Source organism: Paenisporosarcina sp. P4_D4 (genome assembly GCF_056401835.1).
Genome location: NZ_JBFUIO010000058.1, coordinates 1 through 16,800 on the forward strand (window position 1 = coordinate 1; position 16,800 = coordinate 16,800).

The following is a 16,800-nucleotide window of genomic DNA, read 5'->3' on the forward strand; positions in this document are numbered from 1 at the left end:
TTGTTGCTGGCGTCAAATTAATGACGTTTTAAAATGAACAATTAAGTTCAAGTTTTGCTTCCCACACCGAAGTGTGTTCCGCTTTATTGTTGACGTTTTGCTGTTCAGTTTTCAAGGTTCATTTGTTCGCCGTTGTTGTAATGGCGACTTTAATATCTTATCAAATCCAGTTTGCTATGTCAACAAAAATTTTTGATATTCTTTTTTCACTTTGTCGCTTTCAAATCAGCAACTTTATAAATATATCAGTCTCACTTATATAAGTCAACACTATTTAATAGATTTGTTATGGGTTTATATTATCAGAATATTAGGAGCTTTTCAACCACCAATTTATGACAATCGTATAAAGTAAAACGCTGCTTCTCTACTAATAAAAAAGAAGGACAATACTAATGAAAGTATTGTCCTTCCTATATTGATTAGTGCCCTTCTACAAACACAAAGTATAGAATAAAAATAACGAACATGCCGTACATGATAGGATGAACCTTTTTAATATTCCCGCTCAAGATCATTGTAATCGGATAAAATACAAATCCCATAGCGATTCCTGTAGCGATGCTATACGTAAGGGGCATCGTAATAATAGTTAAAAATGCTGGTACCGCAATTTCAAATCGATTCCATTCAATTTTATTCAAAGATGAAACCATTAGGACACCGACAATGATTAAGGCTGGTGCTGTTACTGCAGAAGTCATTACGGATAATACTGGTGAGAAGAATAATGCCAACAAGAATAAGACACCCGTAACAATTGCTGCAAATCCCGTTCTCGCACCTGCGGCAACTCCTGCACTTGATTCAATATAAGAAGTCGTCGTTGAAGTACCGAAAATCGCTCCCGTTACAGTTGCAAGTGAATCTGCTAGCAATGCTTTACCCGCACGCGGAAGTTTATTGTCTTTCATTAAGCCGGCTTGGTCGGCAACGGCAACAAGAGTACCTGCAGTATCAAAGAAATCTACGAATAAGAATGTCAGTACTACAATTAAGAATTGGATGGTCATTAATGATCCTGGATCATTCAGTAAAGGTTCGAAAGCCACCCCGAAAGTTGGAGCCACACTTGGAACTTTACTTACTATAGAAGAAGGAACATCTACTAAACTGAAAATCATCCCCGCTCCTGCCGTTAATAGCATCCCGTAAAAGATACCACCTTTAACGCCTCTTACCATAAAGATAACAGTTAACACTAATCCAAAGATGGCTAGCAACGTATTTCCTGCAGATAAATCTCCTAATCCAACTAGTGTAGCTTCGTTATTGACGATTATCCCTGCGTTTCGTAAGCCGATAAAGGTGATGAACAAACCGATACCTGCTCCAACAGCATATTTTAATTCAGCAGGAATGGCATTGATGATGGTTTCACGAATTCCTGATAATGAAAGAACAATAAAAATTAGTCCCGAAAATAGAACACCTGTTAAAGCTGTTTGCCAAGGAATTCCGTAAGTTAGAACAACTGTATAAGCAAAGAATGCATTTAATCCCATTCCCGGGGCAAGGGCTATGGGATACTTGGCTATCAATCCCATAAAGAGAGAACCGACGGCTGCCGCTAAAGCAGTTGCTACAAATACTGCACCTGGATCCATGCGCATTGCGTCAGGTAAATCAGGCACCGAATTTAGTGACAAAGTTAATGGATTGACGATCAAGATGTAGGCCATCGATAAGAACGTAGTCAGTCCACCGATAATCTCGCGACGATAATTCGTTCCGAGTTCTTCAAATTGAAAATACTTTTTCATGTTTTTTCCTCCGTGTTGTCGTGTACACATTTGTTTCTTCTATAATAATTAAGTTTCAGCGTCAGATCTTAACTCAACTCTCAGTCTATAAAACAGATACCCAGTTTAATAGAGATGTTAACCTCCGAATTGAATTCGACTTGCGCTAAATGCTTTCTATTATAAAAAACAAAAAGGCATGCAACAAAAAGTCGCATGCCTCCGATTTCTTCCATTAACGATGTTAATAAGAAGTAAGAAAGACGGAACGGTCCGCCTTTCTAAATCGTAGTCGAGTCATTTACGGTAACTCGGTAGAAACTTTCGGGCCATATTCCCGACTTTATACGACGACAGTATTTAATTACAATAGTACTATAACATCTATTTGTAGAGGTTTCAATCATTTTTCCGAACAATAATTAAAAAAATGTCTCCATAGTTCGGAAATAAACATTCATTTCCAACTGAACTCTTTATTCCCTCTCAATTGTTGCTGGTGGCTTGCTCGTGATGTGGTTTTTTGCCTTCGTTTTTTTGATTCAATTGAGAATCATCCAGTAGCTCAACAATTTTAACCATAAAAAAACTCCCTTCTATTTGCAAAATATCGCAAATAAAAGAGAGTATTTGTTAATAGTCAACTGTTGCTGGTGGTATAAGTCACTTTCAATAAAACATCTATAAACACCGATATATCAAGGTTTGAGACGTTTTAAAATTTACAACCTACTATTCCCACTCAATTGTTGCTGGTGGCTTGCTCGTAATGTCATACAGTACACGGTTGATGTTTGGCACTTCATTGACGATGCGGACACTGATTTTCTCCAATACATCCCAAGGCACACGAGCCCAGTCAGATGTCATCCCATCGATTGAAGTTACTGCACGAATGCCGATAGCGTAATCGTAAGTACGTGCATCACCCATTACACCGACACTTCGAATGTCAGGTAACACCGTGAAGTACTGCCAGATATCTCGTTCAAGACCAGCTTTAGCTACTTCTTCACGTAAAATCGCATCAGATTCACGAACGATTTCAAGTTTTTCTTCTGTAATTGCTCCTAAAACGCGAATTCCAAGACCTGGACCTGGGAATGGTTGACGCCATACAATTTCATCTGGCATTCCAAGCTCTGTTCCAAGTGCACGAACTTCATCTTTAAATAGCGTGTTTAATGGTTCAATTAATTTGAACTGCATATCTTCAGGTAGTCCGCCAACATTGTGGTGAGACTTGATAGTCTGTGCAGTAGCTGTGCCACTCTCGATAATATCCGTATAAAGCGTACCTTGTGCTAGGAAGTCCATCCCTTCAAGTTTTGCTGCTTCATCGTCGAATACATAAATGAATTCATTGCCGATAATTTTACGTTTTGTTTCAGGATCTGAAACGCCAGCCAGTTTGTTCATGAACCGCTCACGTGCATCAATTTTAATGACATTCATATGGAAGCCATCAGCGAAAGTCTTCATTACACTCTCCGCTTCGCCTTTACGAAGTAAACCATGGTCGACAAACATACACGTTAATTGATCGCCGATTGCTTTGTGAATCAATACTGCGACAACAGATGAATCCACTCCACCGCTTAATGCACACAATACTTTTTTATCGCCGACTTCTTGACGGATTTTTTCAATTTCAAGCTCGATGAAGCTTTCCATTGACCAATCACCTTTAGCTTTACAAACGCCAAATACGAATTGACGAATCAATTCAATACCGTAAACCGAGTGACGTACTTCAGGGTGGAATTGAACCGCATATAAACCGCGTGATTCATCAGCGATAGCTGCTACCGCACATGATGGGCTTGTAGCAATTACTTCAAAACCTTCTGGGGCAACCGTCACGTGGTCTCCGTGACTCATCCAAACAATTTGTTCCTTCGGTAAGTCATGGAATAATGTACTTTCTTTAACAACTGAAATTTCAGCTTTGCCGTATTCGCGATGAGAAGCTTTTTCAACTTTCCCACCAAAATGTTGAGACATTAATTGCATACCGTAGCAAATTCCTAAAATCGGAATGTTTAAATCGAAAATTGCTTGGTCAATATGGAAAGCATTTGCATCATAAACCGAATTTGGACCACCTGAGAAAATGATACCTGTTGCATTCATAGATTTAATATCTTCAGCGGTTACTGTATGCGGATGTAATTCACTGTAAACACCGAACTCACGGATACGGCGAGTGATTAACTGATTGTATTGACTACCAAAGTCAAGTACGACGATTTTTTCTTGTTCTTTCAACATAGGAGTTGCTGACAATATGGCCACCTCTTCACTTTGATTTTCGGACTCCCTTTAATATAGAAAAAACGCGTATGAAAGAAAACCTTTCTACGCGCTCTTTTGCTCTACACAAGAAAAGCTGAAACGCCACTGAAGTCTGGGACCCACCCTGAAAGAAATGAAGCGGAAAAACCGTTCCAGTTGAATATCTCAAGGTTAGGTGCAGACTGACGCTTGCTACTAGACATTTAAGTCTCTTCTCGTTAAAAAGGCGAATGCAAATAAATGTCCATAAATAGACATGGGTGCATTCGCCTTCATAGTCAAGTCATTTCCGGCGACTTGGTAGAAACATCCGAACCTTATTATCGGACATATATGAGGGCAAACCGGTCTGTATAATTTTTCTCAATTCTACAGGTTGTCCGCCTTAAAATCAACCACTGGTGCGATTGATTAAATTTTCCCAACTTTCTCTCAGTTGAAGCCATTCGTGAGACTCGATATTTTTCCCATAAAAGCCTTTTTCATAAGCTGTCGTCAATACTTTCATATCTTTTGAGCCGAAGAATGAATCCACATATTTTGCATAAGTTTGCAATGTTTGCCCTTCATTCCGTTGAATCCCATACAACTCAAGCTGTTTTAACAAACTATGGTAGCTATGCTCAAATGACTGCCAGTTATCTTTACGTAAACGGTAATAAGGAACCAAGATTTTCGGCATCCATTTTTTTCGAATCCGGAACAACATATATGAGAATAAAAGTGCGATGATGCTCCAGAAAATGATTTGTCCTTTATTGTCCGACATCCAGTCAGTAAAGTTCTGAATCATATCCGTGAATCGTTCTGAAAATGGTTTAGTTTCTCCTTTGCCTGTCGTTTCAGGTTTTTCCGGTTGCGCTGGGACAACTGGTTTTTCAGGCGTATCAGTCGAGTTTAACTCCAAATCGAAATCAATATTTCCAGTTCCACTAAAACCAATGGTCGGTTCGAATGGCATCCAGCCGATTCCTGGCAAATAAGCTTCGACCCAAGAATGGGCGTTATTATTTGTAACTTGGTACATTCTTTCCCCATCTTCAGTCCGAAGCTCTTGCCCTTCAGCGAATCCTTTAACCCACCGTGCTGGGATATCTAAAGAACGGAGCATAATAATCATGGATGTAGAGAAATTATCACAATACCCACGTTTTGTTTCAAATAGAAATTGATCTACATAGTCCTCATCTTTTTTTGGAACGGAAACATTATGTTGATCGTAAACAAAGGCGTTTTGTGGAAAATAGCGTTCAATTGCCCGAGCTTTATCATATAGATTGGTTTCATCTTTAGTAATGGTTCGAGCCAATTCCCGAACGCGTTCAGGTAATTCTTCAGGCAACTGTAAATAACGTGAAAAGTCTTGAGATAGTATAGACAAACCTTCGTGAGTCGTTGCACGTAATGCCTTTAAACTGTAAGTTGGTTCACTGAAAGCTATACTATAAGCCTTTAATTGGACTTCTTCGTTCTCCCGATAAGTCTCGATTTTTTGTGTATTGTTTGATATTGAGAATGTTGTACCTTCAGGTGCGTCCACTGTCACGGAACCATACGGATACATTAAGAATGGATATTCCAAGCTGAAATTATACTTGGCAACATCTTTATCCTCTTCAAGACCTGTTGGAATTCCTGTATCCAGCGTATCGCCTACTGTATAATTACGAATTTCATTGGAAGAAACGGATTGTTCCCATCCTTTTGATGTGTAAGTATCCTTCGTTTCAATCTTCCAATATTGCGGTGTTTGCACAATCGCTTCAAACACAACAGTATTATCTGACCTGAAAGCACCGCCTAAATTGGAGTCATCTTCACCATAGCCAATTTTCCCGATGCCAACTGCTCCTCCGGGTCCTGTACCTGCTCCTTCAGCAAACGATTGAATAAACGGGACAGGATCTTCCCATATCGGTCCGGCTTTAGGAAGTAAATAGCCGATTGAACCACTGAATGCAACTAGCATTACAAGAGGAATAACAAGAAAAACATATTTCTCCCTGGTCATGGTTACTTGATTTTGTTCCATTATTTTCGCTACTTTTAATAGCCCCGATAATAATAACCCCAGAATCATGATACGAAGAATCGCCCCATCACCTTTATACGCACTGAATGTATCCAGTGCCGCAATAAAAACAACAGTCATGAAGAAGAATAAGAAAATGTTAAAACGGATACTGATCCAGTGATGTATTAAATATGCTGTCATCCATATTAATGAGAAAAACAGCACTGTACGGAAAGAATCAGTCACTAGTGACCAGTCACGACTGAAAAGTGCACCTACATTTATCATTAATTCCCCAAACAAAAATGAAACTGCTTCGCTTGTGAAAAATACTTCGTCCGTATAAACAAATACAATGACCCAGGCAATATAAACCAGTTTTCCAGGAACCGTAAGCCACCATGGAGCCGATAAGAAACTGAATACAAAGCACAAGACGATGAAAGCTAGGAATATAGATAAATAGTTGGTTTCGGTTAACTCTAATACTGGTAATAACCATTCACGGAATAGAAAGAACACCAGTAAATAAAATAAGGCTTGTAGCCATTTATTTTGAAGTCCAATTTTCATTTGCGACCTACCTCCGTAAAGGCATTTGCGAAATGATCTTGAGAAAGCACGTGCGTGATCATTCCTCTCGAACGAGCAAGTTGATGCAATGTCATTGCTTGTTTCGATAACTTTTCGCCTTTTTTCACAACAACAAAAACAGTACATTGACGTAAGTTTTTGGCAGCTCGTGGAATTGATTCAATTAATGCTGTGGTTAATTCACCAGTAATTAGCAAAATGGATGTTGCGCTCGACATGGCTGGATCTTTCAGCAATAATTTTTCGATTGGCTGCGTCAAATCAGCTTCAACTTTAGCTAAATGAAACATCGTTCGTTGCAGCTGTTCCTCACTTTGAACAGCAGGGAAATAAAAGCGAGAGGCACCTAATGACAAGAATGCCGCACTTGCTTGGTTTCGAACAACTGCTTGTAACACTGATGCTGTCAATTCAATTTGTTCTTCAAAATTTTCCGACGGTTTTCGGTCAACCATAATGAACAAATCCTGTGACTGTCGATCTTCAAATTCTTTCGTACGTAAGGTTTGAGTGCGGGCAAATGATTTCCAATGAATCCAAGAAACCCGGTCACCCGGTTGGTAGTCCCGAACCCCTGTTGCCATCGTAGTATCCTTAACAATTGTAAATGGTGAGGCGGCGGCGCCTTGATCGTATCGAGTTTCAATCGGCATATAAATCATTTCCGCTATGTTTGGGTAAACGATGACGGTCTGTTTTAATGGAAGTACATGTGTTTTTTTCACCCAGCCAAAAAAATCACTTACGGAAATTTCAATACCATCCAAAGAATGTTCGCCACGTGGCATCTGATCGATTTCATAGGTCCACTCGATGTTTCGTTGAAACCCTACCATTTTCACAGTTTTCAATTGTTTATTTGCATGTCTGATAAGGGATGCACTTTGAGTGACTTCCTTTACGACAAGATAAAGCATTGGAAAACGTGACGGTCTTTTTAATTTCACCGTCACAATCAATTTCCCACCTTTGCGGATTTGAGCAGTTTGAATATAGCGCTCAATTTCTATTTTCGAAATGGGACTGAAGAAGAATGCAATGGAATATAAGGCAAACGGAACTATTGAGTAAAAAATGAACCAACTGACGAAACCACCCTGGAACATGGCAAATGCAAACGAAAAAATGACTAGAAAGAGGACAAAAAGGAGTCGTCCTCCAATTGCCCATGTCAAGTTAGCTTTCTTCATTGTTTAACTAACCTTTTAATTGGAACATTCGTTTTGGCTAAGATACGTTCCACAATTTCCTCTGGTGTTATGCCATCATAGCGGGCTTCTGAACGTAAAATCATGCGGTGGCTGAAAACAAATGGTGCTAAATATTGAATATCGTCAGGTGTTACAAAGTCTCTTCCCTTCAACATCGCAAACGCCTGCGATGCCTTCATCAATGCCAGTGACCCACGAGGACTGACACCTAAGTAAATATATGAATCTTTTCTTGTACGGTTTGCTAAATCGACGATGTAGTTTTTAATTGTATCGTCGACCACGATGTCTTTTACTTCTTTTTGCATAAGAATCAGATCCTCCAAAGAAATGACAGAATTCAAGTTTTCTATTGGAACTGACTTCTCTGCACGCTTCAATACTTCAATTTCTTGTGTGTGTGACGGGTATCCCATACGAAGTTTTAAAAGGAATCGGTCCAATTGCGCTTCTGGAAGCGGATATGTCCCCTCGTATTCTATCGGGTTTTGAGTGGCCATTACGAAAAACGGTTTAGGTATCGTCATGGTTTCACCATCAATTGTCACGGTTGCTTCTTCCATACCTTCCAAAAGTGCTGACTGAGTTTTAGGGGAAGTCCGATTGATCTCATCCGCCAATACGATATTTCCCATTATCGGACCTGGTCTGAATTGGAATTCCATTTCTTTAGGATTGTAAATCGATACACCAATTACATCCGATGGCAATAAATCCGGCGTGAATTGAATTCGTTTGAATTGAGCACCAACAGATTTCGCTAAAGCACGTACCATCATGGTCTTTCCAACGCCAGGCACATCTTCAAGCAATACATGGCCTTGCGCAATTAACGCAACTACACTTAACTCGGCAACTTCACGTTTCCCAATCATTACACGTTCAATATTATCTACAATTGCATGTATTTTCTCTTGGTTTCTCATCTCATTACTCCCCCAATTGTCCTACTTAAATTATTATATTTTTTAGAAAATTAACATATTATAACGTAAGTTTAACTAAAATTACCCTTTTTTACAACTTATTATTATATAAGAAAAGCACACACGGATGATTTCCATGTGTGCTTTGGCTTATTTCCAAAAGTCGTCAAAGACGGTTATTGGTAAATGTCTTTTATGTTGAGAGCGTAAATAATAATTTTCCAATTTTTCTCGTGGTTCAGAAAGAATTTCTCGGCCTTCTAAATAATCATCAATTTGATCATAAGTTATACCAAGTGCAATCTCATCCGGTAATGCCGGTCGATCTTCCTCCAAATCAGCAGTTKGAATCTTCGTATACAAATGTTCAGGACTGCCCAAAGCTTTTAACATTTGCTTGCCTTGACGTTTATTTAATCTGAATAACGGGACTAAATCTGCGCCACCATCCCCAAATTTTGTATAAAATCCTGTGATGGCTTCAGCACCATGATCCGTTCCAAGAACGACCGCACTGTGCATCGCTGCTATTGAATATTGAACTTTCATTCTCTCACGTGCTTTTTCATTGCCTTTGGCAAAATCGGAAAGAGTGATTCCAGATGCATCAAGTGCACGTTTGCTGGCATCGATCGCTTCCTTAATATTTACCGTATAAATTTTTGATGGTTGAATGAAATTCAATGCATCTTGACAATCGGCTTCATCAAACTGGACTCCATATGGCAGCCGTACTGCAATGAATGAGTAGGCTTCAGTTCCCGCTTCTTCATTTAATTCATTCACGGCCATTTGTGCCAGTTTACCTGTAAGTGTAGAATCCTGTCCGCCTGAAATCCCAAGCACCATTCCTTTAAGGAATGGATGCTTTGTTAAATAGCTTTTCATAAAATCAATCGACGTCCGAATTTCTTCCTGGGGGTCAATCGATGGTTTAACTTTCAATTCTTCTATAATTGTCTGCTGTAAGTTTGTCATGATAGCGCCTCCTCAAGCATAATGCATTCGGTCGACCATTTCTTGAACTTCCTGGATATTCCGCATCTTGTTATCCCAACATTTTTGACTTAAATCCACTGGATATTCTTCTGGATTTAATGAACGTTTATACTCATCCCAAAGCAGTTCCAAGTTCGTCGATGCATAATCACGCATTTCAAACAAAGTTGGATTTGAATAGATGATTTGTCCATTTTCAATAACTTTTGTATGAAGATCTTTAGCTTCAAAGTTAGTCACGAATTTAGACACAAATGTATGAACTGGGTGAAACATTTTCAAACGCTTTTCATGGGTTGGATCTTCATCAAACATTGTGATGTAATCGCCTTCTGCTTTTCCATTTTCACGATCAATAATCCGATACAATTTTTTCCGACCAGGTGTCGTGACCTTTTCAGTTGTAGAAGAAATTTTAATTGTATCTTCCATCACACCTTTATCACTCTCGATTGATACAATTTTGTATACTGCTCCAAGGGCTGGTTGGTCATAAGCTGTAATTAACTTTGTGCCAATTCCCCACATATCCACTTTTGCGCCCTGTGCTTTTAAGTTTAAGATTGTATATTCATCTAAATCGTTTGATACAACAATTTTCGCTTCTGTAAATCCGGCTTCGTCGAGCATTTTGCGCGCCTCTTTAGAAAGGAAAGCAATGTCACCGCTATCCAGACGAATGCCAATGAAATTGATTTTATCCCCAAGCTCTTTCGCCACTTGAATAGCCGTTGGTACACCAATTTTCAATGTATTGTATGTATCTACAAGGAACACACAATCATTATGGCGTTTTGCATAAGCATGGAAAGCCTCATATTCACTTTTGTATGCTTGTACTAGAGAATGTGCATGGGTTCCTGCAACAGGAATGCCGAACTTTTTACCAGCCCGCACATTACTCGTTGCTTCTAGTCCACCGATGACGGCAGCACGTGCGCCCCAAATTGCCGCATCCATTTCCTGTGCCCGACGTGTACCAAATTCCATCACGGTATCAGTTTTTACAATTTGTTTAATTCGACTGGCTTTCGTCGCAATCAGCGTTTGGTAATTGACGATGTTCAGGAGTGCAGTTTCAATCAATTGCGCTTCCACGAGTGGGGCCTCTATACGAATGATTGGCTCATTGGCAAAAACAAGTTCACCTTCCACCATGGAATAAACGTTACCTGTAAAACGGACCTCGCGTAAATAACTGATAAAATCTTCCTTGTACCCCAGCTCATCCTGCAAATACGCTAAATCACTATCGGAGAAATGAAACTCCCGGAGAAAATCCAGCACTCGCTCTAGTCCCGCAAAAATGGCATAACCATTGCCAAATGGAAGCTTGCGGAAAAACAACTCAAATACCGCTTTTCTGTTATGTATTCCGTCAGCCCAGTAGGCCTCCGCCATATTGATTTGATATAAGTCTGTATGTAATGCAAGTCCATCATCAGCATATCTTGAAGTCATCATTAAACCTTCTTCCACGATCATAATAGTCCTTAGTATACACCATTTACCCGAAATCTTATCTTCTCTAACAAAAACGCAAACCAATTGTGAAATTGGTTTGCGTTGATAAATTATGTACCCATTTTTCTACGTGTATTGCTCACTTTTTTGGTTTGTTGACTTTGCATTTTTTTCGCTGATTGCGTTGAATTTCCTTTGGCATTGTTTTCATTCGATTGGTTTTTCTTCGCTTCCAACTGCTTTTGCATCGCTTCTTTTAGACTCATTTTTTTCTTCGGTGCTTCTTGCTGGTTGTTTTCGTTGTTTTCTGTCATGTAATTTCCTCCTTCGGAGAGATATAATTGGTCTTTGCTTCTCTTCATTATACTCGAAATACGGCCAATACTGGAAATTTTCTATCGTCATTTTCATTATTTCCATCATATTAAGACAATGAATCCTCACTTATTCTTTTTGATGCCTGGTATGCATACAATTTGATACAAGGAGGTTGTTCATTTTGAAAGGTAAAAAATTTGATTGGCTGCCTGTTATCTTGCTTTCTTTAGTTGCTCAATTTTTCATTCTGCAATTTTTACTATTCATAGAAATTAAGCTATTGCACGCCATGTCATACGAATTACTCGTGAAAATCAATTTTTTCGTTATCGCGCTTAGTGGCGGGTTAGTGGCGATGCGCTATTATATTAAATCATCTCCACACATCGGTGGTATTTGTGGAGCTCTCTTCATCATATTAAGTGAATTTTACAGCCGACATTTTTCAATTGATTTAACCTTCATCTTTGTTATGCTTATTGCCTATCTTGCAGGCTACATCGGCTCGATCTTACATTCAAACAATAGCTTGTTCAAACGTACCTGATAACATATTCCTGCATAACAAATATTAAAGCCTATCACAAGTTCAATGAACTCATGAAAGGCTTTTTACATGTCTGCTACTTCCAATATGATTGGGCAATGATCGCTACCAAGTATTTGAGGATGAATATACGAATCTTTGAGTCTGTTTTCAAGTCTATTGGATGCTATGAAGTAATCAATTCGCCATCCAATATTACGTTCTCTCACTTTACTCATGTATGACCACCACGTATAGGCCCCTTCTGTATCAGGATAAAAGTAGCGGAATGTATCGGTGAACCCTTCTTGAAGCAGTGCGGTCATCTTGCCACGTTCTTCCACTGTAAAGCCAGAATTTCCTCTATTTGTTTTGGGATTTTTGAGATCAATATCTTCGTGTGCCACATTTAAATCCCCACACATAATCACGGGTTTGATTTGGTCGAGTTGCTGTAAGTAGGTACGCATTTCATCTTCCCACTCCAAGCGATAGGGAAGTCTTGTTAAATCCCGCTTGGCATTCGGCGTATAGACGTTCACTAAATAAAACTGTTCATATTCCAAGGTGAGAATTCTCCCCTCCGCTTCTTCACTCAGGTCCCCTACTCCGTATCTGACGGATAGCGGCTTTTTCTTAGTAAATACGGCGGTACCAGAGTAGCCTTTTTTCACTGCATAATTCCAGTATTGTTCGTATCCTTCTAGATGCAATTCTATTTGACCAGCCTGCAACTTTGTCTCCTGCAGACAAAATATATCAGCATTTACTTGTTGAAAATACTCGAGAAATCCTTTTTTCACACAAGCTCGAATGCCATTTACGTTCCACGAAACTATTTTCATCMTTTATTACTCCTTTTTGATGGCACTAAATCTATGAATAACTATATCAAACACTTTAGCTATCACCAAAAAGACAGACTTATAAAGAAAAAACCTTCCGAAAACCACAATAAAAAGGTGATGTAAAAATCACGGCATGTTTCCTCAAAAATTTTATCAATGCATATACTACTGAAGATGCTTTTTTGTCTAAACCTCCCGGCTCACCTTCACTTCAATTGAACAAACAGAATAAGATAATAGTGTCATAAATGGAAGACGGTATTTATACGACTGTTATTTGCTTAAATGTGCCACGGGCAACCGTTGGGTTATTCCTGCTCAAGAAATTCCAATGTGTAAAAGGAGGAATACTTATAGATGCATTACCATTTAATCCAAAAGAGAAACTAAAGTTGCCATATTTAGATGGCTCGGAGTCGAAAATAATAAGCCGACCAAAAGCACTTGATTTTGCAAGAAATATGTTAGAATACGAGGTTATTTCGTTTGATGTATTTGACACTTTGTTATTAAGACCGTTTGCCCAACCTCATCATCTTTTCATGATATTAGGGGAAAAACATAGCTGTGTGAATTTTATGGCTATACGAAGGGAAGCGGAAAAGGAAGCGCGTAATCAAGCAAAAGGAAAAAAAGGAATTAGCGAAGTAACAATATATGATATTTACGAACAAGTTGAGTTAAGAACAGGAATTGATAAACAATATGGCGTGCAGTTAGAGTTACAAACAGAATTAGAGTTTTGTTTTGCTAATCCCTATATGAAAGATGTTTTTGAAATACTTAAGTCCCAAAATAAAAAAATAATTGCTATTTCCGATATGTATTTAACAAAGTCAATGATTGAACAATTGTTGGAGAACTCAGGTTTTAGTGGTTTTTTTGACGTTTTTGTTTCCTGTGAGAACCATTGCAGTAAACGCGATAAACAATTATTCAATATAGCTTTAACAAAATTAGGCAAGGATTTGAGTATGGTACACGTCGGGGCGAATTATGAATCAGATATAAAAAGCGCTCAAGAAATAGGCATAGAGGCAAGATATTACAATAACGTTCATGAGACTGGAAATCAATACCGCCCAGACGATATGTCCGAACTAATTGCTTCCACATACAGTGGAATTGTTAATACTCATTTGCATAATGGTATTAAGCAATATACTCCTCATTATGAATATGGTTTCATTTATGGTGGTTTGTATATATTGGGCTACTGCAAATGGATTTATGATTATGCAAAACAAAATAATATAGATAAAATATTGTTTCTTTCAAGAGACGGAGACATTTATAGGAAAGTATTTAATTTTCTTTTCACTGATATGGATACTGAATATGTTTACTGGTCTCGAATTGCTAATGCGAAATATACAATAGAAAAAAACCGATATGATTTCTTGAAACGAATGGTTCAACACAAAGCAAAAAGTGCATTAGGAATTACAATCAAAGGTCTGTTTGAGTCCTTGGAGTTAGAGGAATTATTTAGTTTGTTGACTCAGCATGACCTAAAAGAAGACGATAAGATTCATAAAGGAAATGTAAAATTAATTCAATCGTTTTTAGTGAAAAATTGGGCAACTGTTGTGAAAAAACTAACTGAAGATCATGCAATTGTAAAAGAGTATTTTATGAATATAATTCAAGGAAGTAAAAAAGTTGCGGTAGTTGATGTTGGCTGGGTTGGATCTGGGGGGGCAGGGATTAAATATTTGATTGAACAAAAATGGAAGTTAAATTGTGAAGTTCACAGTTTAGTAGCCGCTTGTAGACACTCGAACCACACAGGTAATCTAAGCCAGATCATGAAGAAAGAAATAGGAGTTTACATTTTTTCTAGAATGCTTAACAGAAATTTATACGATACACACACAAGTACTAAACATAATAATGTATTTTTCGAGTTATTTACGCAGGCTTGCTATCCTTCATTCTCCGGCTTTAAGAGAACTGAAGACGGATATAAATTACTATTTGATGTCCCAGAAGTTGAAAACTATAAKATTATTGAACAAATTCATCAAGGTATTTATGATTTTGTAAAGTTATATAAGAAGACGTTTTCGAATTATGAGTATCTCTTTAACATATCTGGGTACGATGCGTATTTACCATTCAGAATGATCATAAGAGACCTTCGATTTATAAGGGAAAATTTTGGTGACTTGAGTTTTTCCAGAGGAGTAATTGCGGATACTGAAAATCAATCTTTCGAAACATTAAATGACATAATGGATCAGGCTAATCTATAAGTCTACTAATTAAGCAGAAATATGTTTTTTACAATTTAGATTCGGAGTGAACATCATGATTTTGTACCATGTAGTTACAATTCATCAATTGTTACACTGCATCATATATAAAGAACTTTTTCATAAAGAACAGGTTTGTTACATTCTATTATCAGATTCAATTAAAGAAAAATTCCCACAGTTTAAGGAAATGGAAGGTCTCTTTTTTGATAAAATTTTTTTTTTAAATACCCACGAATTAGATACCGAAAAAAATAATTATGTAATTGAAAAATATCTTGTGGAAAATAAGATTAATCCCCACGAATTTACTGAAATAATTGTAGAGAGCCCGGATAGTATTTTTGGAATTTATTTGATTGAAAAAGAAATTAATTTCACTTCCTTGGAAGATGGCAGCGGATACGATAGAAAGAATCAGATAATCACTAAGAAAATAGGAAACTTCAACAAAAGAATCATAGAATTCGATGAACCTAACCTAGAACATTTTGATTTGATTGAAAGTATGGGTAGAATGGGTCGTAGTTTTCTTGATAAAGTTCTTGTATTTTTTGGTATCAATCAAAAGATTCAAATTAATAAAGATTCAACAATCTTATTAACAGAACTTCTCTCTAATTTTATAACTTACGAAGAACAAAAAAAAATATATCAACTAATGGTTGATTACTTCGTACCTGAACCGGAAACCAGGTTAGTGATATACCCCCATCCTGATGATCTTATGTTCTATAATGGGATATTTCAGCAGGCAACTGTAATAAAAAAGGAGTTTCCATCAGAGTTAATTCCTTTTATTTTTAATGAAAAACCGAAAACAGTAATTACTATAACTCCCCCTCGCATAAATAACATAATGGGTCATTTCGAAAATTGCATAAATTTTTCCATTGATTTTGAAAGGTATTTTAATATTACAAATCGTTATTATTGTGTTGTGAAGTTAATCAATGAGTTAGCGGCAGATTATGAAATTTATGAAATGAATACAGATAAACTGCTTCTGGAAAATTTATTGAATTGTTCTGGAAATCAATTGTGCAGCAGTGTTATTAGTGTTAATAATTCGAGTCAAATTCCTCATAAAAGTATTGTTATAATTGATGATTTTAACCGTAATACTTTTCAGGAATCTAGAGAAATAAGTAATTTTATTAAATCAATTGATTGCGAGTCTATTATCATCTTCATTAATTCCAATAAGGAGTATCTGTTCTATGATTATCCTGACAAAGAAGTATTTGAGAGTATGGTGCCAGTTGAAATTAATCACAACAGTACAATTAATGAAATTGAACAATACTCAGAAATATTTTTTGTTTATTCAAAAAGGAAGGATACTAGGACTATGATTAATCAACAGGAATTTGAAAAATCGCTGAGAAATTCAAACGAATTAATTAAAGTAAAAGCTTTATCAGAAGATCAGATAAGAATAAAGATATTAGAAGGGATATTAGAAGCAACAGAAAAGAGATTGAAGCACTACATTAAATTGGAATCTGAACTGAGAGAAAAGTTGAATACTCGATCCAAATAAAATATTCCATTCATTCTTCCACATCTAAAATCCCCCTATTACACTTGGTTAATTTTCTAAATTAC

Annotated in this window: 12 protein-coding genes and 2 riboswitches; of the genes, 3 read left to right on the top strand and 9 right to left on the bottom strand. The window is 37.4% G+C overall.

Annotated elements, in window-relative coordinates; translation table 11 throughout:
• Positions 1-422: 422 nt before the first annotated feature.
• The 8 genes from AC1DSL_RS12295 to AC1DSL_RS12330 form a co-directional block, all read right to left on the bottom strand.
• On the bottom strand, positions 423-1,763 hold the full coding sequence (locus tag AC1DSL_RS12295; protein WP_477532384.1) for an NCS2 family permease: 1,341 nt from the start codon (positions 1,761-1,763) through the stop codon (positions 423-425).
• Between the two features lie 248 nt (positions 1,764-2,011).
• Positions 2,012-2,113, bottom strand: a riboswitch (purine riboswitch).
• Positions 2,114-2,474: 361 nt separating this feature from the next.
• On the bottom strand, positions 2,475-4,013 hold the full coding sequence (gene guaA, locus AC1DSL_RS12300; RefSeq protein WP_036660253.1) for a glutamine-hydrolyzing GMP synthase: 1,539 nt from the start codon (positions 4,011-4,013) through the stop codon (positions 2,475-2,477).
• A 279-nt stretch (positions 4,014-4,292) separates the two neighbouring features.
• A riboswitch (purine riboswitch) is annotated at positions 4,293-4,394 on the bottom strand.
• A gap of 34 nt (positions 4,395-4,428) precedes the next feature.
• On the bottom strand, positions 4,429-6,624 hold the full coding sequence (locus AC1DSL_RS12305; protein ID WP_477532385.1) for a transglutaminase-like domain-containing protein: 2,196 nt from the start codon (positions 6,622-6,624) through the stop codon (positions 4,429-4,431).
• Positions 6,621-7,835: a DUF58 domain-containing protein gene (locus tag AC1DSL_RS12310; protein WP_016429438.1), complete on the bottom strand. Its 1,215-nt coding sequence runs from the start codon at positions 7,833-7,835 to the stop codon at positions 6,621-6,623. The genes AC1DSL_RS12305 and AC1DSL_RS12310 overlap by 4 nt, the downstream gene beginning before the upstream one ends.
• Complete coding sequence (locus AC1DSL_RS12315; protein ID WP_016429439.1) at positions 7,832-8,782, bottom strand: AAA family ATPase; 951 nt, start codon at positions 8,780-8,782, stop codon at positions 7,832-7,834. The genes AC1DSL_RS12310 and AC1DSL_RS12315 overlap by 4 nt, the downstream gene beginning before the upstream one ends.
• A gap of 150 nt (positions 8,783-8,932) precedes the next feature.
• Positions 8,933-9,760, bottom strand: a complete 828-nt coding sequence (gene nadE / locus AC1DSL_RS12320) for an ammonia-dependent NAD(+) synthetase (RefSeq protein WP_477532386.1) — start codon at positions 9,758-9,760, stop codon at positions 8,933-8,935.
• 12 nt (positions 9,761-9,772) lie between these two features.
• Positions 9,773-11,242, bottom strand: coding sequence for a nicotinate phosphoribosyltransferase (locus AC1DSL_RS12325; RefSeq protein WP_036660257.1), 1,470 nt, complete (start codon positions 11,240-11,242; stop codon positions 9,773-9,775).
• A 113-nt stretch (positions 11,243-11,355) separates the two neighbouring features.
• Positions 11,356-11,559 (bottom strand): hypothetical protein, encoded by a 204-nt coding sequence (locus AC1DSL_RS12330; protein ID WP_342542920.1) that lies wholly within the window; start codon positions 11,557-11,559, stop codon positions 11,356-11,358.
• 185 nt (positions 11,560-11,744) lie between these two features.
• On the opposite strand from AC1DSL_RS12330, the gene AC1DSL_RS12335 reads away from it, so the two are divergent.
• Positions 11,745-12,110 (top strand): hypothetical protein, encoded by a 366-nt coding sequence (locus AC1DSL_RS12335; RefSeq protein WP_477532387.1) that lies wholly within the window; start codon positions 11,745-11,747, stop codon positions 12,108-12,110.
• Between the two features lie 65 nt (positions 12,111-12,175).
• Here AC1DSL_RS12335 and AC1DSL_RS12340 read toward each other — a convergent pair whose 3' ends face one another.
• Positions 12,176-12,934: an exodeoxyribonuclease III gene (locus tag AC1DSL_RS12340; RefSeq protein ID WP_477532388.1), complete on the bottom strand. Its 759-nt coding sequence runs from the start codon at positions 12,932-12,934 to the stop codon at positions 12,176-12,178.
• A gap of 251 nt (positions 12,935-13,185) precedes the next feature.
• On the opposite strand from AC1DSL_RS12340, the gene AC1DSL_RS12345 reads away from it, so the two are divergent.
• Positions 13,186-15,192 carry an HAD family hydrolase gene (locus AC1DSL_RS12345; protein WP_477532389.1) on the top strand — a complete coding sequence of 669 codons (2,007 nt, stop codon included), beginning with the start codon at positions 13,186-13,188 and terminating at the stop codon, positions 15,190-15,192.
• A gap of 55 nt (positions 15,193-15,247) precedes the next feature.
• Entirely contained in the window at positions 15,248-16,735 is a 1,488-nt protein-coding gene (locus AC1DSL_RS12350) for a hypothetical protein (protein ID WP_477532390.1), read from the top strand.
• The last annotated feature ends 65 nt before the right edge of the window (positions 16,736-16,800 follow it).

Coding starts and splice junctions, on each gene's coding strand:
- AC1DSL_RS12295 (WP_477532384.1), bottom strand. CDS start 1,763: ATGAAAAAGTATTTTCAATTTGAAGAACTCGGAACGAATTATCGTCGC.
- guaA (WP_036660253.1), bottom strand. CDS start 4,013: ATGTTGAAAGAACAAGAAAAAATCGTCGTACTTGACTTTGGTAGTCAA.
- AC1DSL_RS12305 (WP_477532385.1), bottom strand. CDS start 6,624: ATGAAAATTGGACTTCAAAATAAATGGCTACAAGCCTTATTTTATTTA.
- AC1DSL_RS12310 (WP_016429438.1), bottom strand. CDS start 7,835: ATGAAGAAAGCTAACTTGACATGGGCAATTGGAGGACGACTCCTTTTT.
- AC1DSL_RS12315 (WP_016429439.1), bottom strand. CDS start 8,782: ATGAGAAACCAAGAGAAAATACATGCAATTGTAGATAATATTGAACGT.
- AC1DSL_RS12325 (WP_036660257.1), bottom strand. CDS start 11,242: ATGACTTCAAGATATGCTGATGATGGACTTGCATTACATACAGACTTA.
- AC1DSL_RS12330 (WP_342542920.1), bottom strand. CDS start 11,559: ATGACAGAAAACAACGAAAACAACCAGCAAGAAGCACCGAAGAAAAAA.
- AC1DSL_RS12340 (WP_477532388.1), bottom strand. CDS start 12,934: ATGAAAATAGTTTCGTGGAACGTAAATGGCATTCGAGCTTGTGTGAAA.
- AC1DSL_RS12350 (WP_477532390.1), top strand. CDS start 15,248: ATGATTTTGTACCATGTAGTTACAATTCATCAATTGTTACACTGCATC.